Consider the following 16045-nt stretch of genomic DNA (forward strand, 5'->3'; position numbering starts at 1 on the left):
CGCCAAGACTACCCGGCGTTCCCCTGCATCCGATGCGAGAAGGACGTCATATCTCAAGGCGCGTCGAAAACATATCCCAGGGAACGGACGGTCCGCAGTGGATTGCCCGCCCCTGCTACCTTCAGGGCGGATCGCAAACGGCCAATCCACACATCGACAGTACGCTCATCCATGGGGGGTTCTTGTTTGCCAAGTCCCGTGATCAAGTCTTCGCGTGACAAGACCTGGTTGGGGTTTTCCGCAAAGAACCGCAAAAGCCGGAACTCATTGGGCCTCAGGTCGATCAAGGCATCGCCCCATGTCGCACGCAGCGCGGCCATATCGATTTGCAACGGGCCCAGTTGGATTCGATCGGCAGAATATTTTTGATGCTTGGATTGCAAGGCCAGCACTCGGTCCAGAACAATGGTCCGGTCGAGCGTACCCACGACATAATCATCAGCGCCAGCCTTCAACGCCCGGCGCCGGTCTTCGGCATCATCATTTTCCAGCACCATCGTAATGTGGGCGTCTGCCGTGCGCGGATCAGCGCGCAAACGGCGGCACATCTCAAGCCCGGCCAAGTCATCCATGACCCAGTCAACAAACGCCCAAACGGGGCCTTCTACCAGCCGTTTCGGGCCGGATGACCAGAGGCGTGCAAATTCAAAACGCGCATTTCCATGCTCGAAATCCTCCAGCGTTTCGCCCAATTTGCCAGTTAAAAAGATATTGACCACTTCCACCGCGGCAGTCCCCTTATTCGGGCCCTTGTTCACCCAGGGGCCGAGCAAGGGACTGCCGCCATGATGTGACGCTGCTATGACAAATGGGGTCAGTTGCCCGCGGGAACCGAACTATTGTCCGGCGGGTCCGCCGCCTTTGGGCCAGCCAATTGGCGGGTGTAGAACCAGCCAATCCCGATCAGGCTGAAGCCCAAGGCCATAAAGGATGCAATCCGCGCGAGCCCTTCCAAGCCAGCCGTGTCGAATACGAACACTTTGAGCACCGCAATCAACAGCAACACCAATGACCCGATCCGCCAGCTGCGGGTTTGTGATCGCGCACCCCACAGCAAGAAGCCTATCGCCAGAATGATACCCAGCAGTGACCGCAGCAAATCCTCTGTCTGCCCCATCGGATCGACCGACATCAGGCTGCCAGTGAATGCGTGCCTAAGTTCCGACAATGCGAGGAATGCGATCAGCAGCATCAGCACCGCGTCAAACATCCAGAGCCGCGTAAAGCCGTTCATCGGCACGGTCCGGCGCAGCAGCCATGCTGCCGCCAGCGCCAATCCGTAAGCTGGCAGCAGCATATTGGCGATTGGCAGAGCGCCCACTTCTTGCGGCGCCCATAGCGGATTGTGCAGTCCCCATGTGAAATAGAGGAAGTGCAACAGACACGTACCGCACATCGCGATACTCACGGGCTTCGCCCATGACCGATCAGACAGATACTGCCCGATCAGCGCAGCACCGCCCACCAGCGATGCTTGCCATACAGTCCGTTCGGCCAGCCCCAGCGAGATGAATGCCGCCCCGTTTTCGAGGGCAAACAGCTGCTTGTACATCAGGTGCACACCCACCGCAGCGACAGCACCCGATCCAATAATCAGCGCGGTCCGTGTGCTTCTGAGCCTCTCGGGGGCACGCCACAGCAGTGTTCCGACCGCGACCAAGAGAGGCGCGAATTGCAGGGCAATCATCCTCCACCCGATATCATTTGCAACCAGCATCGCTTCGCCGAACAGGCTTTCCAAGGCTGCGACCGACCATATGAGGATCGGTTCGGCAGCCCATGAAAGCGCAAGGGCCATCAATGTCATCCGGGCTGCCGTGCGGTTGGTCTCTTTATAAGCCAGAACCACGGCGGCTAGAGCCACCACCCAAGCGAGCCACATGCCCGGAATAAATTGCGCAGCCATGCCGTACAGAACCAGTGCCGCGAATATTTCGGCTATGGTCATCCATAAACGGTTGCCGCCCCGCACTGTCAGCGCGACAAACATCGCGCCAACCGCGCCCCAGCGGATACACGCTTGCACCAGCTGTTCCTGATCACCGCTGCCAAACAGTAATTCAGCTTCAGCCCAAGCGGTCAGTGTGCCAAGCAGGGCAATTACCGCGGATGCAGCACCGGCCCAGATAACCCAGTGCAGACCGTAATCGGCCACCCGCTTCCACGCCAAGATAATAACGGCAATGGTAACGGCTGAGATCACGATGGGCGCGGCCCAAATCGGCGTCGCGATCAAACCGGCTGACACGGTACCAATCGCCGCCGCTGCGACATTGGCGATACTGGCAATAGGTAGCTTCCCAGCATCAGCTGGCCACAGCATCCACGCCGCCAAAGCTGGCAGCAGCGCGATGCCAAAGCAGACCGCCGCAAGGATCATATCGCTGCCAAGCCATGCAAAGTGCAAATAGGTTACTGTCGTGAGGCCGAGAGCGAATCCTGCAACTTGGAACCCGTCAAACTTGCGGTGCGCATCGCGCCAGATATTCGCCAGAGGCACCCCCGCGAAAATCGCCGCTAACCCCAAGCCGACAACGGTGAATGTCCCGGCTGGTACATCGGGCCAAAAACCCAGCAGCACCACAGCCAATCCTGCAGCAAAGGCTGTCGCCTCCCTCAATTTCGGTTCTGTCCATGCGAAGAACGACAATGCAGCAGCCAGCAAGCCGTAGAGCCCCCAAGCCAGCAAACTAAAGCCGGCTTGCTGGACCATAAATGCCAGTTGCAGCGCCGCCAGTGCCGCAGCGCCGATACGGATGACAGGCGATGCACCGCGGCCTTCGGTAAACGCTGGAAGCACCGCGCCGATGACCACGATATAGCCGCCAATCGCCAGCAGATCGGATATTCCGGTCAAGCCAGTGAACAGCATCAATACGCCCCAACCGAGCCCGCCCGCCAACGCGGCCAGCGCCAGCCAGCTGCGCCCTTGGCGATTACCGGCATATGTCAGCCCGCCCGTCACCAGCGCCAGATATAATGCGAGCATGGGCACATTGGGTTCTTGGCTGTCGACCAGCATCGGGGCCGCAAAACCACCCACCAAGCCAAGCACCGCGCAGGGCAAGCCAAACCGGAAGGATAGCAAGATCGCAGCACCGGTAACGCCGGCAAGGCCAAGAAATGCGACAGCGCTACCAATCAAGCCGTAATGGCTGCCTGCCAGATAGAAGCTGGCATAGAGCGTTGCCAGTCCTGCCCCCGCCAAGGCCTGCCGGACACGCGGGTCAGAAATGCGGTGCTCCTGGCGAAAGGCCAGCTCCGCACCGCCCAATAGAAGCACACCGAAAACAAAGCTCAAGGCGACGCGCACTTGCGGGCCCAGCAAGCCTTGCTCGATCGAATAGCGAACCAGAAAGAAACCCGCGACCGCGAGCGCAATGCCGCCAGCCCAGATCGGCAAAAGGCGGCCAAAAATATCCTCAAAATCAATCCGGATTTTAGGGAGCTTTGGCATTGAGAATGCGGAATCCGGATTGATTGCCGCAATGCCTTGCGCCAAATCTTCTTGTGGCTTGGGAGCGGTTTGAGGGACCGCTTCACCGGCATCAGACTCGGCCTCGCCGACATCAGACACAGAGCGGGTTGCCGGAAGCGCGGCTTCGGCCCTCTGCTGGTGGGCCGCCACTACTGGCGGCTGCTGCGTATTGGCCGGCGTCGCGGCCTGGGGGTCTTCCACGCGGTCGCCCGAAAGCTGCAAGCGCAAACCAGCAAGAATGCGTTCAAATTCACGCAGGCGAGCCTCCAGCGCCTCAGTGCGGCGCCACAGGATGAATAATCCTGCGCCCAATATGACCAGCAAAAGCGTTTCCATGCCCACGTCTCCACATTTTCTCCAATCCGCCTAACCTAAAAATGAACACTGTTCAATATAAAAATTAGACACTGTTCATTTTATCGGCCATGAGGACGCCATGGGAAGACGTTCAGATCATACACCGCAGCAATTGCGCGACTTGCTAATCGATCACGGACACAAGCTGATGGCGGAAGTGGGCTATGCGCGATTTTCCGGGCGGGAAGTTGCCAAACGCGCAGGCTATTCTGTTGGCACCATCTATAATGTCTTTGGCTCGCTCGATGGCCTGTTATCCGCAATCAACACGCGCACTTTCGGGCTATGGGCCCAACACTTGCAAGGCGCGTTGGCAACGGCTGGTCACGACCGGATAGCCAGCCTCGTCAGGGGATATTTCAGTTTTGCGCTGGAAAATCCCAATGTTTGGTCCGCCATTTACGATCACCGCCTGCCAGACGGACAATCATTATCACCGGCAGATTTGGAAGGGCGCGCGTTGCTTACGTCAATCGTCGAACAAGAAGTTCGCAAAGCTCTGCCCGACACCGTTGATCTTGATCTCGCTCGCTACTCCCGCTCGCTTATTGCGTCGGTGCATGGCCATTGCAGCTATGTGGTCAGCGGCAGTTTCGCTCTGCTTGATGAAACCGATCCGGTGGGTAGTGCACTTGATCGTGTCCGGGAATCCCTATCCGTTCATCAAAACGCGCAGTGATAATCAGTCTAGCGCGCCAAACCGCGCAAACCCGCCTTCCATCCAGCCAAGTGGATCGCTTTCCCCGCTTGTATCGCTGTCTTTCACCCGCACATCATACACATCACCAATAAACAGCTCGTGCGTTCCATGAACCAGAGTGTTTTCCACCCGGCAAAAGATATTGGCCATCGCAGACGGCAGGAACGGGATCGTGTCCGCATAGTCCCACTGCGCCATGGTGAAGCGCTGTTCACGCTGTGACGGGTCGGAAAAAGGACGCACCAAGCCTGTTTGATCCGTCCCCAGCAAATTGATGCAGAACCGGCCTTGCCCCTCAATGGCGGCATGACAACGCGCCTGTTGATTGACCGCCACCAGCATGGATGCAGGCTGCATCGAAACCGGCACCACAGCCGATGCAACCATGCCCGCAGCTTCGCCCGCCTCTAGATCATGCGTGGATACGATCGACACCGGCCCCGGCAAACGGCGCATTGCAGACCGCAACAGGTCTGCCAAATCGGTCGCCATTGGCTGCGAGGGATCGGTATTCGACATTCAAATATCTCTTTCGTAGACAACACAGGTCAAAATTATCACACCAGTGTGGTTAAACTCGACAACAAACGCCCTATTCAGTCGAAAACTCTATCAAATCCGCCGCCTACTCACATTGTAATGTGAATTTGAACTTGCTTCATCACATTGGCCTGCTATTTAGATTCGCATGACAGAACATACAACCCAGACAGTCCAGCAAAAGATCCGAGCAATTGTTGATTCCGGAAAAATGTCACGGGCTGGAATCGCCCGCGCTGCAGGCTTGCACGCCAATTCGCTGCGGGACTGCACTGAAGAAAGCTGGAACCCAACGGCCGACACTCTGGGTAAACTGGAAGTATTCCTTAAAGCCAATGATGACCGGCCGGTGCTGGCGACTATTGAAGAGATCATCGACGAGGCGCGCAATGGCCGGATGTTCGTTCTGGTGGATGATGAAGATCGCGAGAACGAAGGCGATTTGGTTATTCCGGCACAGATGGCGACGCCCGCCGCAATCAACTTTATGGCAACATACGGCAAAGGGCTGATCTGCTTGTCGCTCGACCGGAAACGGGTGGAGCATCTCGGGCTTGAGCCGATGACCCGCAACAATCAGGAGTCGATGCAGACAGCCTTCACCGTTTCCATCGAGGCGCGCGAAGGTGTGACCACGGGTATTTCCGCAGCAGACCGTGCGCGCACTGTATCTGTCGCGATTGATGCAGGAAAAGGCCCTGCCGACATCGTCGCACCGGGTCATGTGTTCCCGCTTGTTGCGCGCGATGGCGGGGTTCTCGTGCGTGCCGGCCATACCGAAGCCGCGGTCGATATCTCGCGCCTTGCCGGCCTCAACCCATCGGGCGTGATTTGCGAGATCATGAATGATGACGGGACAATGGCCCGGTTTGACGATCTGATTGCATTTGCCCGGCATCACAATCTGAAAATGGGCACAATCCGTGATCTGATTGCGTACCGGATGCGCAATGATGATCTCGTCGAACAAGTGAGCGAAAGCCAACTGGTTTCTGATTATGGCGGCGAATGGCGCGCCATGACCTATCAAAGTAAAGTATCTGGGGCGACGCATGTTGTCCTGCAGAAGGGGCATGTCGATCCTGACCAGCCCACTCTGGTTAGGATGCATGCAATCTCTATTTTCGATGATGTTCTGGGCCAATCCGGCCCTAAGAAGCGCCAACTCCAAAGATCAATGGCCGCCATCGGCGAAAAAGGGGCAGGTCTGATCGTTTTGATCATGCCCGACCGTGCGGAGAAGCTACAGGCTGAAATCGGCCGCCACGCGCTAGGCGAAGGTCAGCTCCGCGACTACGGCACCGGGGCGCAAATTCTGGTCGACCGCGGGGTGCGCGAGATGATCTTGCTGTCCGATAGTGAACGCACGGTTGTTGGGCTAGAAGGTTACGGACTAAGCGTTGTGGGACGCGAACCTATTCCTAACTAGCTGGAACGATTATCCAGCAAGAGCCTCACGCAGAGTCAGCTCACCGCCCCATTCCTTGTTGGTGTTAGTGAGGTGGAGCGCCCAGTGCGCTTCGGCCCCGTCCACATCGCCTGCTTCGATCAGTTCAACCAGTCGCTTGATCGACTTCACACCCTTGGCGCGGTCGCGCTTGCGTGCTTCGTCTCCGATCGCCGCAGTCACGTAGCGCTTTTGATATTGCGCGGTCACATCCTCCAGAACGCGGGTTAGGAAGTGCAAGGTAGCATTTCCGCCAACCTCCATCAGGATCGAGTGAAACTGCGCACCGGCAAGCATATATTCCCGCTCGCGGTCACTGTCATAATAGTCTGACAAACGCTCGGCCGCTTCGCTCAGCCGGTCAATTGCCGCCTTGCTCGGTTTGGCTGCCAGTTTGCGCACAATATGCGGCTCCAGCGCGAGGCGCGCTTCATAAATATCAGCCACCTTGACCCCGCTGGCCTGTAGATAATAGCTCGCATAGCGCGACACGCTTTCCACCTTGGGCAAGCTGACCCGCGCACCCGAACGGGAACCGCGCTTCACATCAATCAGGCGCTCTGTTTCCAGAATACGAAATGCTTCGCGCAAGCTCGGTCGCGAAATACCGAACTGCTCCATCAATTGCGCTTCCGCTGGCAAAGTATCCCCTTCGGATAACTCGCCTTGGATAATCCGGCGGCGGATAGAATTGGCGACCAGTTCGGCAGTTTTAGGCACGCGGAGAGAGCCGCCATTGCTGACGGTCTCTGCGCTTTCAATGTCTGGGATGGTCACACTCATCGCGGATGCATCACATAGACCGCGCGATGACCATTTTCATCACTTCGTTCGAACCGCCGAAAATACGCGTAATCCGGCAATCACGATACATTCGCGCAATCGGGTAATCATTGATGAAACCTGCCCCGCCGTGGAATTGCAGACATTTATCGACCACTTCACCTTGCAATTCGGTGACCATCAGCTTGGCCATACAGGCAGTCGGGACATCCAGTTTACCCTCCAGATGCTGAGCGATACAGTGATTGACAAAAACGCGAGCGGCGGTGCTGCGGGCTTTCAATTCGGCCAATGTGAACTGGGTGTTCTGGAAATCCCAGATCGTCTGCCCGAACGCCTTGCGATCCTTGACGAATTCCATCGTCACTTCGAGCGCTTTTTCGATGCCGGTCATTGCACCCATCGCGATGATCAGCCGTTCCTGCGGCAGTTCACCCATCAGTTGGTAAAAGCCCTTACCTTCTTCCCCGCCCAGAACATTCTCTGCCGGAACAAAAACATCATCAAAGAACAATTCAGATGTGTCTGCCGCATCCATACCGATCTTGTCGAGCTTCTTGCCACGCTGAAAACCCTCGGCCCCGTCGGTTTCCAACAGCATTAACGAAATACCCTTGGCCCGTTCATTCGGGTCGGTCTTGGCCACAACAATGATGAAGTCGGCTGTTTGACCGTTGGAAATATACGTTTTTGCGCCGTTAATCCGATAGCCGTTGCCATCCTTCAGCGCGGTGGTGGTAATGCTCTGCAAATCAGACCCGACGCCCGGTTCGGTCATGGCAATTGCGCTAACCAGATCGCCCGTTACCAATTTGGGCAGATATTTCTTTTTCTGCTCTTCCGTGCCGTGGCGCACCAGATAGGGCAGGATAACGGTATTATGGAGCGATGCGGCGAAGCCTTCCACGCCGTGCTTCGCCTGTTGATCAATCACCACCATATCATGCCGGAAATCACCACCGTGACCGCCATATTCTTCGGGTACAGAAACACCCAGCAAACCTGCTTCACCCGCTTCATTCCAGAAACCGCGTTCCACCTGGCCATCTTCACGCCATTTCAGAATGCGCTTTTCGGGTGCCTTATCCTGATAAAATTTGCCGACAGCATCTGCAAAAATCGAAATCTCCTCATCATCCATGAATTCGGGCTGGGGTACATCAATTACGGGCATGAAGCGGCCTTTCGGATTGCGAATGTGCTAAAACATTGTTGTATCACTTAGTTAGCTATGTGCAATGCTTGCATGAATCGCAACTTGGCAGCAAAGCGGGTCAATGGAACTTATTGGCCCCACATCACAGAGCTTTATCTCGCAGCGCACCCGTTTGCACTATGCAGATTGGGGTAATCACGGTGCACCTCCACTAATTTTGCAGCATGGCGGACGCGACCATTGTCGCAGCTGGGATTGGCTGGCGGAAAAACTTCGCCATGATTGGCACGTTATCTGTCCCGATTTGCGCGGACATGGTGACAGCGAATGGACCAATACGGGCGTGTATCAAGTATCGTCCTATGTGTATGATCTGGCGCAGCTGGTACATCAGCTTGAACTTGCGCCGGTGACAATCATTGCCCATTCGCTGGGCGGTAACATCGCCACCCGCTACGCTGGGCTGTATCCCGAAAATATGCGCAAACTGGTCAGTATTGAAGGTCTCGGCCCCAGCCCCAAATATTTGGAAAAGATGGACGAGACCCCGTGGTATGACCATCACAAGCAGTGGATTGACAAGAAGCGCAACAGTTCCTCTCGTCTGCCCAAACGTTACGATACGTTTGAGGCTGCGCTTGACCGGATGCATGAAGAAAACAGCTATCTCAGCCGCGCTCAAGCAGAGCATCTGACCCGCAACGGTGCGATCCGTAACGAGGATGGCACTTGGAGCTGGAAGTTCGACCCGCATTTACACGCATGGCCGCCCGAAGACTTGGCACGCGACAAGATACAAGATCTATGGCGCCGTATTAGCTGCCCGATGCTGATGATTTACGGCAATGACAGCTGGGCCAGCAATCCTGAACAGGATGGCCGTATCCAGTACTTTGGCGACAACGTAGAAGTGTCAGCCTATGACCGCGCCGGGCACTGGGTCCATCATGATCGGTTTGATGATTTCACCGCAGAGGTGAAAGCGTTTATCAGCTGAACGGATAGCTGCGAATTTTCCTACTCACTCTGTCGGCGCTACAGCCCGTGTGCTCTTTCGCAATGTCTAACCTGTATCCAATGCGCGGCAGCTGCGCTGGCGCTGCTACTGGCACTGGCACTGGCCGTGCTCAATCGAGCAAAGGTCACAAAGGTCACAGATAGCCCGGCACGGAAGGTCACAACCCGCCCATGCTTTCAGCCATCAACGAATTGAAAAACCGTATTATTCCCCGAAAGTCACAGTTTCAAAAACTGCATAAGTGTACCATTTGCGGGAATGTTCAGCGGACCCTCAAATTCCCCGGCTGATCACTTCTTTCATGATCTCATCCGTACCGCCGAATATCCGCGTCACCCGCGCATCGCGCCACAGCCGCGCAATCGGATATTCGTTCATATAGCCTGCGCCGCCATGCAATTGCAGCGATTCGTCGCAGATCCTGTTCTGGAGATCGGTATGCCACAACTTCGCCGCGCTGGCCTCTTCAGTGGTGAGTTCACCGGCAATATGGCGCTTCAGTGCCCAGTCGATATGCGCCCAGCCGACCTGCAATTCACTGGCCATTTCGGCCAGAGTGAATTTGGTATTCTGGAATTCAAATACGGATTTGCCAAACGCCTTGCGTTCTTTGACGAATTTCACCGCTTCATCAAATGCACGCTGGGCACCCGCCTGACAGCCAATCGCGATGGACAAGCGTTCTTGCGGTAGCTCTTCCATCAGATGGATAAAGCCGCGCCCTTCCTGGCCCAGCATATTGGTTTTGGGCACGCGCACATCGTTGAAAAACAGCTCCGACGTATCGGCGGAATGCTGGCCAATTTTGTCGAGGTTCCGGCCGCGTTCAAAACCGGGCGTGTCCGCATCAACGAGGATCAGGGACGTACCCTTGGCCCCCATTGTGGGATCGGTTTTGGCCACAACGATAATCACATCGGCATGCTGGCCGTTAGTGATGTACGTTTTGGACCCGTTGATGACGAGGTGATTGCCATCTTCCTTCGCCGTTGTCCGGATACCCTGAAGGTCGCTGCCTGCGCCCGGCTCGGTCATGGCGATGGCAGTAATGACATCGCCGCTGATCATACCCGGCAGATATTTTGCCTTCTGCTCTTCCGAACCCAGCCGCTCAAAATAATTGACGGTAATATCGTTCTGCAGCGTAAAACCGGCAGCCGACCCCATGTAGGATAATTCTTCCGCGATAACCGCATTATATCCAAAATCGAGGCCCAGCCCGCCATTCTCCTCACTGACGGTCGGGCATAGCATACCCGCCTCGCCCAGCGCCTTCCACGCGGAACGGGGAACAATGCCCTCTTCCTCATGCTGGTCGAGATACGGCTCCATATGTTCGGCAAACACTTTGCGCACGGTGTCGCGGAACATGTTGTGATCGTCATTATAGGCGAAGCGGTTTTTTAGTTCGAGCATTGGTTAGTTCCTTCAGGCAATCGTGCCGGCTTCGCGCAGGGCGGCGGCGTCGGTGTCGTTCATTCCCAGAGATTGGAGGATCGCGTCGGTATCATCGCCCGGCATCGGAGCCGGAGCGGGTGTCGCCGTTTCGGTGGCGCTGTAACGCGGAGCTGGCGCGGGTTGTTTATCGCCGGCAATATCCACAAATGTCCCGCGCGCGATATTGTGCGGGTGGTCAGCCGCTTCGCTCATCGTCAAAACTGGCGCATAACAGACATCCGTATGTTCCATGATGGCGTTCCATTCGGCACGTGTTTTGGTTTTGAAAAGGTCCGTCAGCTTGTCTTTCAGCATTGGCCACTTGGCGCGGTCATGCTGCACATCGAAGTCCGTGTCCTGCTCCAAACCTGCCAAGCGGCGCAGTTCTGCATAGAATTGCGGTTCGATACTGCCGATCGATACGAATTCACCATCCGACGTTTCATAGGTGTCGTAAAAGGGCGCAGCTGTGTCGAGCATATTGGCGCCGCGGTCTTCTGACCAAACGCCCATATTCTTCATACCGTGGATCATACCCATCAGCGCTGCTGTGCCATCCGTCATCGCGCAGTCGATCACTTGCCCTTCTCCGCCGCGGGCGACGTTGAGCAGCGCAGAGGACATACCGAAGGCGAGCATCATTCCGCCGCCGCCAAAATCGCCGACCATATTGATCGGCGGCGTCGGTTTTTCTCCTGCCCGGCCATAATGCGCCAGCGCCCCGGCGAGTGCGATATAGTTGATGTCATGACCGGCGGCCTGCGCATAGGGCCCGGTCTGCCCCCAGCCGGTCATCCGGCCATAGACGAGCTTGGGATTGTCTTTGAGCAGTTCCTCCGGCCCCAGCCCCAGCCGCTCCATCACGCCGGGGCGGAACCCCTCGATGATACCGTCTGCACTGGCGCAAAGTTTGCGCGCGAGCGCGACGCCTTCTGCGCTTTTCAGATTGATCGCGATAGACTTACGGCCCCGCGCCAATACATCCTTGGTGCTGAGCGGAGTCGATCCACCCCGGCTGCCTGTTGCACGGTCAATGCGGATCACTTCCGCACCGTGATCGGCCAGCATCATCCCGCAAAATGGGCCCGGCCCGATGCCAGCAAATTCAACAATACGAATACCTGATAAAGGACCGGACATAGAGCTTACTTACCCTTCCAGTTAGGCGCGCGCTTTTCTGCAAATGCCAAAGACCCTTCGCGTGCATCTTCTGACGTGAACACTTCGGGAAGCAATTTTGCTTGCTCTTCATATCGTTTGTCGAGCGCCCATCCACGCGAACCTTCGATGATTTGCTTGGAGACTTTCACTGCCAGCGGACCATTTGCAGTGATCGCTTTGGCCAGCTCAATCGCTGCATCGAGCGCGGAGCCATCGGTTACACGGTTAAGCAAGCCCAGCTCATATGCGCGCGCAGCGTCGATGAAGTCCCCCGTCAACGCCAGCTCCATCGCCACTTTGGGAGAGATCAGATCGGGCAGTTTCATCAGCCCCCCAGCCGCAGCCGCAAGCCCGCGTTTCGCTTCTGGAATACCGAATTTGGCTTTGTCATTGGCCACAATCATATCGCAGGAGATCATCAGTTCCATCCCGCCAGCCAGCGCATAGCCTTCAACCGCTGCGATGAGCGGCTTAACCGGACCTTTCTCTGTCAGACCGCCAAAACCACGGCCCGGGACAGACGGCGTCTCACCGCGCAAAAAGCCCTTCAGATCCATGCCGGAACAGAAAGTGCCACCAGCACCCGTCAAAATACCGACTCGCAAATGGTCTTCCCCATCGAGGCGATCAAGCGCCGCCGCGATGGCTTCCGAAGCCGCCTTGGTCATGGCGTTTTTCGCCTCTGGCCGATTGATCGTGATGATCAGAATACCGTCTTCTTCGTGGGTCAGAACTTCTTCGCTCATGCTACTCTCTCCGCTAAACGCAATTGAAATGATTCCGGTCAGCTATTGCCGCCGCCTTTGCGCTGACTTATATAACTAGGTGAACCAGCTTGTCTACGCTTGCTGATGTCGAATTCTAACTCGTATGAAGGAGCCTACTTATGGCCGAAGCCTATATCATCGACACCGTCCGCACCCCTCGCGGCATTGGCAAGGTCGGCAAAGGAGCGCTCGCAAACGAGCATCCACAGCATCTGGCAGCTACTGTTCTGAAAGCTCTGAAGGACCGCAACAACCTCGATACAAGCACTGTCGATGATGTGATCTGGTCCACGTCCACACAAGACGGCAAGCAAGCTGGCGACCTTGGCCGGATGGCTGCACTGGATGCCGGTTACGACATTACTTCCAGCGGAACCACGCTCGACCGGTTCTGCGGCGGTGGGATCACATCGGTAAACTTTGCAGCGGCGCAGATCATGTCAGGCATGGAAGATTGCGTTGTAGCAGGCGGCACGGAAATGATGAGCCTGACTGCGGAAATGATGAAAGAAAAAATGGCCGCTGGCATCAAACCCGCGATGATGGGCAGCTATAATGAGCGCTTGCAGTCCGTTCACCCGCAATCACACCAGGGCATTTGCGGTGACGCGATTGCCAGCATGGAAGGATATAGCCGCGAAGAACTGGATGCTGTGGGCTATCGCAGCCAGCAGCGCGCCGATGCGGCGATCAAAGCAGGCAAATTCGACAAGAGCGTTGTTCCTGTGGTGGATGATGAAGGTAATGTCATTCTGGCCAAGGATGAGTATCCACGCCCTGAAACCACGCTGGAGGGGCTTGCCCAATTGGAGCCGGCCTTTGGCAAAATGGCCAATGTTCCCCTCGATGCCAATGGCACGACTTTCGCGGGTCTGGTGAAACAGAAATACCCTGATCTGGAAATCAAGCATTTCCACCATGCGGGCAATAGTTCCGGCGTGGTTGACGGCGCGGCGGGCGTCTTGGTGACATCCGAAGAATACGCCAAGAAAAATGGCCTGAAACCGCGTGGCCGCATCGTTGCCACCGCCAATATGGGCGATGATCCGACCTTGATGCTGAATGCACCCGTTCCTGCGGCGAAGAAAGTTCTCGCCAAAGCGGGGCTGACCAAAAACGACATCGATCTATGGGAAATCAACGAAGCATTCGCCGTCGTCGCTCACAAATTTGTGACCGATCTCGGCCTGAGCTGGGACAATGTGAACGTCAATGGCGGCTCAATTGCACTGGGTCACCCCATCGGCGCGACCGGCTCCATCCTTATCGGCACCGTGCTGGACGAGCTGGAAGCAACCGGCGGACGATACGGCCTCGTCACCATGTGCGCAGCGGGCGGCATGGCCCCAGCCATTATTGTCGAGCGGGTTGAAGACTTCGTTTGATAGACACCTGCTAACCTCAAAAAATCGGCTTTGCATCACGGCACCCCCGGACTATGTCTTCATCGACATTCCGGGGGTGCTTGATGACTTTTTCGATAAACAGGCACCGGGGCTGATAACAGCGCTTCGTCCCGCTAATCAGCCGGTGAGGCGTGGACGTGGTTCCAGATAGCGGACATAACCACCGACCCTTCGCCTACGCTCGATGCCACCCGTTTTACCGAGCCTGCACGAACATCGCCGACAGCATAAATACCCTCAGCTGACGTCTGGAATGGGGATGGCTGGGCAACCATCTCACCGGTTTTGACAAAACCCTTGTCATCCAGATCCACCAAGTCGCTAAGCCAGCCTGTATTGGGCGCTGCGCCGACCATGATAAACAGCCCGCCGCATTCCATCTCTTCAGGTCCATCGGCTGTTTCCAGACAGATATGGCTGAGCCAATTGTCACCGCTCATAGACGCCACTTGCGTACCATAATGGATGGTCACTTTGGGGTCAGCTTCCAACCGGTCGCGCAAATATGATGACATGGAATCGGCAAGACTATTGCCGCGTATCAGGATGTGCACATGATGCGCCGCGCGTGATAGATACATCGCCGCTTGCCCGGCTGAATTGCCACCGCCGATGATCGCGACCGGTTTTTTGCTGCAAAAACGCGCTTCCATTTCGGTTGCCGCATAGAAAACACCGGCCCCCTCGAAATCTTCCCGTCCCTCAAGTGGTAGCTTCCGGTATTGCACGCCCGTCGCCACTAAGATTGCTTTGGCGCATACGATATCTCCGCCGTCCAAGGTTGCGCAGAATGTCCCGTCGGCGCGCTTCTCCAGCGCTTCCACCCGGCGCGGCATGGCGAAACGCGTGCCAAACTTCATCGCCTGGATTTGCCCGCGATATACCAAATCAGCGCCGGAAATACCGGTCGGGAAACCCATATAGTTCTCGATCCGGCTTGATGTTCCTGCCTGCCCGCCGATGGCGATATCCTCTACCACCAAAGCGCTAAGGCCTTCTGCGCCAGCATAAACGGCAGCAGCCACACCTGCCGGGCCGCCGCCCACAATCAGGACATCATAATCCAGCCCCTGTTCAACATTCAGATCCAGTCCAAGCAGACGGGCGACTTTGCGCGGGCATGGGTCTTCAACCACATGATCCTTGGCATAAATCACCGACGGTTTATGCGATGACAGATCACACAGGCGCGCCGTTTCCTGATCGGGATTATCCATATCGAAGGACTGGAACGGGATCCGGTTGCGCGCAAGGAAGCTGGCGACCCTTTGAACCTTGGCATCGCGGTCCGCGCCGATCAGTTTGATGGTGCTTCTGTTTTGTTCAAACTGCGCCCGCCGTCTGGCAGAAAACACGGTTATCACATGATCTGACAGTTCGGGTATATCGCTCATCAATTGCAGCATTTTCGGCCGCGACGCTTCCAATGTGCGGGTGGCCTTGGCGGCGCGCATAGGCAGTGTCATCACAGAACCTTCGTTCAAGAAGGCTATGTCCCCCATGAACTGGGTTGGACCCAGCGTCGATTCGACCCAGCGCTCCCCGGTATACGGATTGACGACCTCGATCTCGCCATCGAGGACATAGACAAACCGGTCCATCAGATCGCCAACATCAGCGACCATGTCCCCCGCTGCATATTCTACAGTTTCGGAAATTTGGCGTAGAGCCGCCACATGATCGTCGGCCAGTGGTTGCCGCCGCATCACTTCGAGGTCTGCGCCTATCGTTTCCATTGCATTGCCCTTGGTTCACCTGCTCGCATCAATGTAGGGCTGCTGCAAGGCAGGGCAAG

13 protein-coding genes are annotated in these 16045 nt (G+C 56.4%); 4 read left to right on the forward strand and 9 right to left on the reverse strand.

Going from position 1 to position 16045, the window contains the following annotated elements; all coding sequences use genetic code 11:
* Positions 1-53 precede the first annotated feature (53 nt).
* Positions 54-758: a response regulator transcription factor gene (locus tag HKD42_RS08615; RefSeq protein ID WP_425500380.1), complete on the reverse strand. Its 705-nt coding sequence runs from the start codon at positions 756-758 to the stop codon at positions 54-56.
* A 56-nt stretch (positions 759-814) separates the two neighbouring features.
* On the reverse strand, positions 815-3814 hold the full coding sequence (locus tag HKD42_RS08620) for a DUF2339 domain-containing protein (RefSeq protein WP_170012493.1): 3000 nt from the start codon (positions 3812-3814) through the stop codon (positions 815-817).
* A 100-nt stretch (positions 3815-3914) separates the two neighbouring features.
* Between HKD42_RS08620 and HKD42_RS08625 the strand changes: the two genes are divergently transcribed.
* On the forward strand, positions 3915-4514 hold the full coding sequence (locus tag HKD42_RS08625; protein WP_170012495.1) for a TetR/AcrR family transcriptional regulator: 600 nt from the start codon (positions 3915-3917) through the stop codon (positions 4512-4514).
* Between the two features lie 3 nt (positions 4515-4517).
* Here the strand turns inward: HKD42_RS08625 and HKD42_RS08630 are convergent, their stop codons facing one another.
* Positions 4518-5054 (reverse strand): flavin reductase family protein, encoded by a 537-nt coding sequence (locus HKD42_RS08630; RefSeq protein ID WP_246236931.1) that lies wholly within the window; start codon positions 5052-5054, stop codon positions 4518-4520.
* 169 nt (positions 5055-5223) lie between these two features.
* Here HKD42_RS08630 and ribB point away from each other — a divergent pair, with 169 nt between their 5' ends.
* Entirely contained in the window at positions 5224-6504 is a 1281-nt protein-coding gene (gene ribB / locus HKD42_RS08635; protein ID WP_246236933.1) for a 3,4-dihydroxy-2-butanone-4-phosphate synthase, read from the forward strand.
* Between the two features lie 9 nt (positions 6505-6513).
* Here the strand turns inward: ribB and HKD42_RS08640 are convergent, their stop codons facing one another.
* Together HKD42_RS08640 and HKD42_RS08645 are read right to left on the reverse strand one after the other, a co-directional pair.
* Entirely contained in the window at positions 6514-7305 is a 792-nt protein-coding gene (locus tag HKD42_RS08640) for a FadR/GntR family transcriptional regulator (protein WP_170012497.1), read from the reverse strand.
* A gap of 10 nt (positions 7306-7315) precedes the next feature.
* On the reverse strand, positions 7316-8479 hold the full coding sequence (locus tag HKD42_RS08645; RefSeq protein WP_170012499.1) for an acyl-CoA dehydrogenase family protein: 1164 nt from the start codon (positions 8477-8479) through the stop codon (positions 7316-7318).
* A 103-nt stretch (positions 8480-8582) separates the two neighbouring features.
* Here HKD42_RS08645 and HKD42_RS08650 point away from each other — a divergent pair, with 103 nt between their 5' ends.
* The gene (locus tag HKD42_RS08650; protein WP_170012501.1) at positions 8583-9458 is read left to right on the forward strand and encodes an alpha/beta fold hydrolase; all 876 of its coding nucleotides are present in this window, start codon (positions 8583-8585) and stop codon (positions 9456-9458) included.
* Positions 9459-9752: 294 nt separating this feature from the next.
* Here the strand turns inward: HKD42_RS08650 and HKD42_RS08655 are convergent, their stop codons facing one another.
* Genes HKD42_RS08655 through HKD42_RS08665 form a run of 3 tightly spaced genes read right to left on the reverse strand, consistent with a single transcriptional unit; the run spans position 9753 to position 12823 of the window.
* Positions 9753-10895, reverse strand: coding sequence for an acyl-CoA dehydrogenase family protein (locus HKD42_RS08655; RefSeq protein WP_170012503.1), 1143 nt, complete (start codon positions 10893-10895; stop codon positions 9753-9755).
* Between the two features lie 12 nt (positions 10896-10907).
* Positions 10908-12056 (reverse strand): CaiB/BaiF CoA transferase family protein, encoded by a 1149-nt coding sequence (locus HKD42_RS08660; protein ID WP_170012505.1) that lies wholly within the window; start codon positions 12054-12056, stop codon positions 10908-10910.
* Positions 12057-12061: 5 nt separating this feature from the next.
* A complete protein-coding gene (locus tag HKD42_RS08665; protein WP_170012507.1) occupies positions 12062-12823 on the reverse strand; it encodes a crotonase/enoyl-CoA hydratase family protein in 762 nt (253 codons plus the stop codon).
* Positions 12824-12963: 140 nt separating this feature from the next.
* Between HKD42_RS08665 and HKD42_RS08670 the strand changes: the two genes are divergently transcribed.
* Positions 12964-14229, forward strand: coding sequence for an acetyl-CoA C-acetyltransferase (locus HKD42_RS08670; RefSeq protein ID WP_170012509.1), 1266 nt, complete (start codon positions 12964-12966; stop codon positions 14227-14229).
* A 134-nt stretch (positions 14230-14363) separates the two neighbouring features.
* Here HKD42_RS08670 and HKD42_RS08675 read toward each other — a convergent pair whose 3' ends face one another.
* Positions 14364-15986 (reverse strand): FAD-dependent oxidoreductase, encoded by a 1623-nt coding sequence (locus HKD42_RS08675; RefSeq protein ID WP_170012510.1) that lies wholly within the window; start codon positions 15984-15986, stop codon positions 14364-14366.
* Between the last annotated feature and the right edge of the window lie 59 nt (positions 15987-16045).

It is taken from the genome of Pontixanthobacter rizhaonensis (assembly GCF_012972675.1).
GTDB classification, from domain to species: Bacteria; Pseudomonadota; Alphaproteobacteria; order Sphingomonadales; family Sphingomonadaceae; genus Pontixanthobacter; species Pontixanthobacter rizhaonensis.

What these genes read in the sequence shown, in the direction of transcription:
- HKD42_RS08620 (WP_170012493.1), bottom strand. Translation starts at nt 3,814, where the DNA reads ATGGAAACGCTTTTGCTGGTCATATTGGGCGCAGGATTATTCATCCTG.
- ribB (WP_246236933.1), top strand. Translation starts at nt 5,224, where the DNA reads ATGACAGAACATACAACCCAGACAGTCCAGCAAAAGATCCGAGCAATT.
- HKD42_RS08665 (WP_170012507.1), bottom strand. Translation starts at nt 12,823, where the DNA reads ATGAGCGAAGAAGTTCTGACCCACGAAGAAGACGGTATTCTGATCATC.
- HKD42_RS08625 (WP_170012495.1), top strand. Translation starts at nt 3,915, where the DNA reads ATGGGAAGACGTTCAGATCATACACCGCAGCAATTGCGCGACTTGCTA.
- HKD42_RS08650 (WP_170012501.1), top strand. Translation starts at nt 8,583, where the DNA reads ATGGAACTTATTGGCCCCACATCACAGAGCTTTATCTCGCAGCGCACC.
- HKD42_RS08675 (WP_170012510.1), bottom strand. Translation starts at nt 15,986, where the DNA reads ATGGAAACGATAGGCGCAGACCTCGAAGTGATGCGGCGGCAACCACTG.
- HKD42_RS08655 (WP_170012503.1), bottom strand. Translation starts at nt 10,895, where the DNA reads ATGCTCGAACTAAAAAACCGCTTCGCCTATAATGACGATCACAACATG.
- HKD42_RS08645 (WP_170012499.1), bottom strand. Translation starts at nt 8,479, where the DNA reads ATGCCCGTAATTGATGTACCCCAGCCCGAATTCATGGATGATGAGGAG.
- HKD42_RS08630 (WP_246236931.1), bottom strand. Translation starts at nt 5,054, where the DNA reads ATGTCGAATACCGATCCCTCGCAGCCAATGGCGACCGATTTGGCAGAC.
- HKD42_RS08670 (WP_170012509.1), top strand. Translation starts at nt 12,964, where the DNA reads ATGGCCGAAGCCTATATCATCGACACCGTCCGCACCCCTCGCGGCATT.
- HKD42_RS08660 (WP_170012505.1), bottom strand. Translation starts at nt 12,056, where the DNA reads ATGTCCGGTCCTTTATCAGGTATTCGTATTGTTGAATTTGCTGGCATC.
- HKD42_RS08640 (WP_170012497.1), bottom strand. Translation starts at nt 7,305, where the DNA reads ATGAGTGTGACCATCCCAGACATTGAAAGCGCAGAGACCGTCAGCAAT.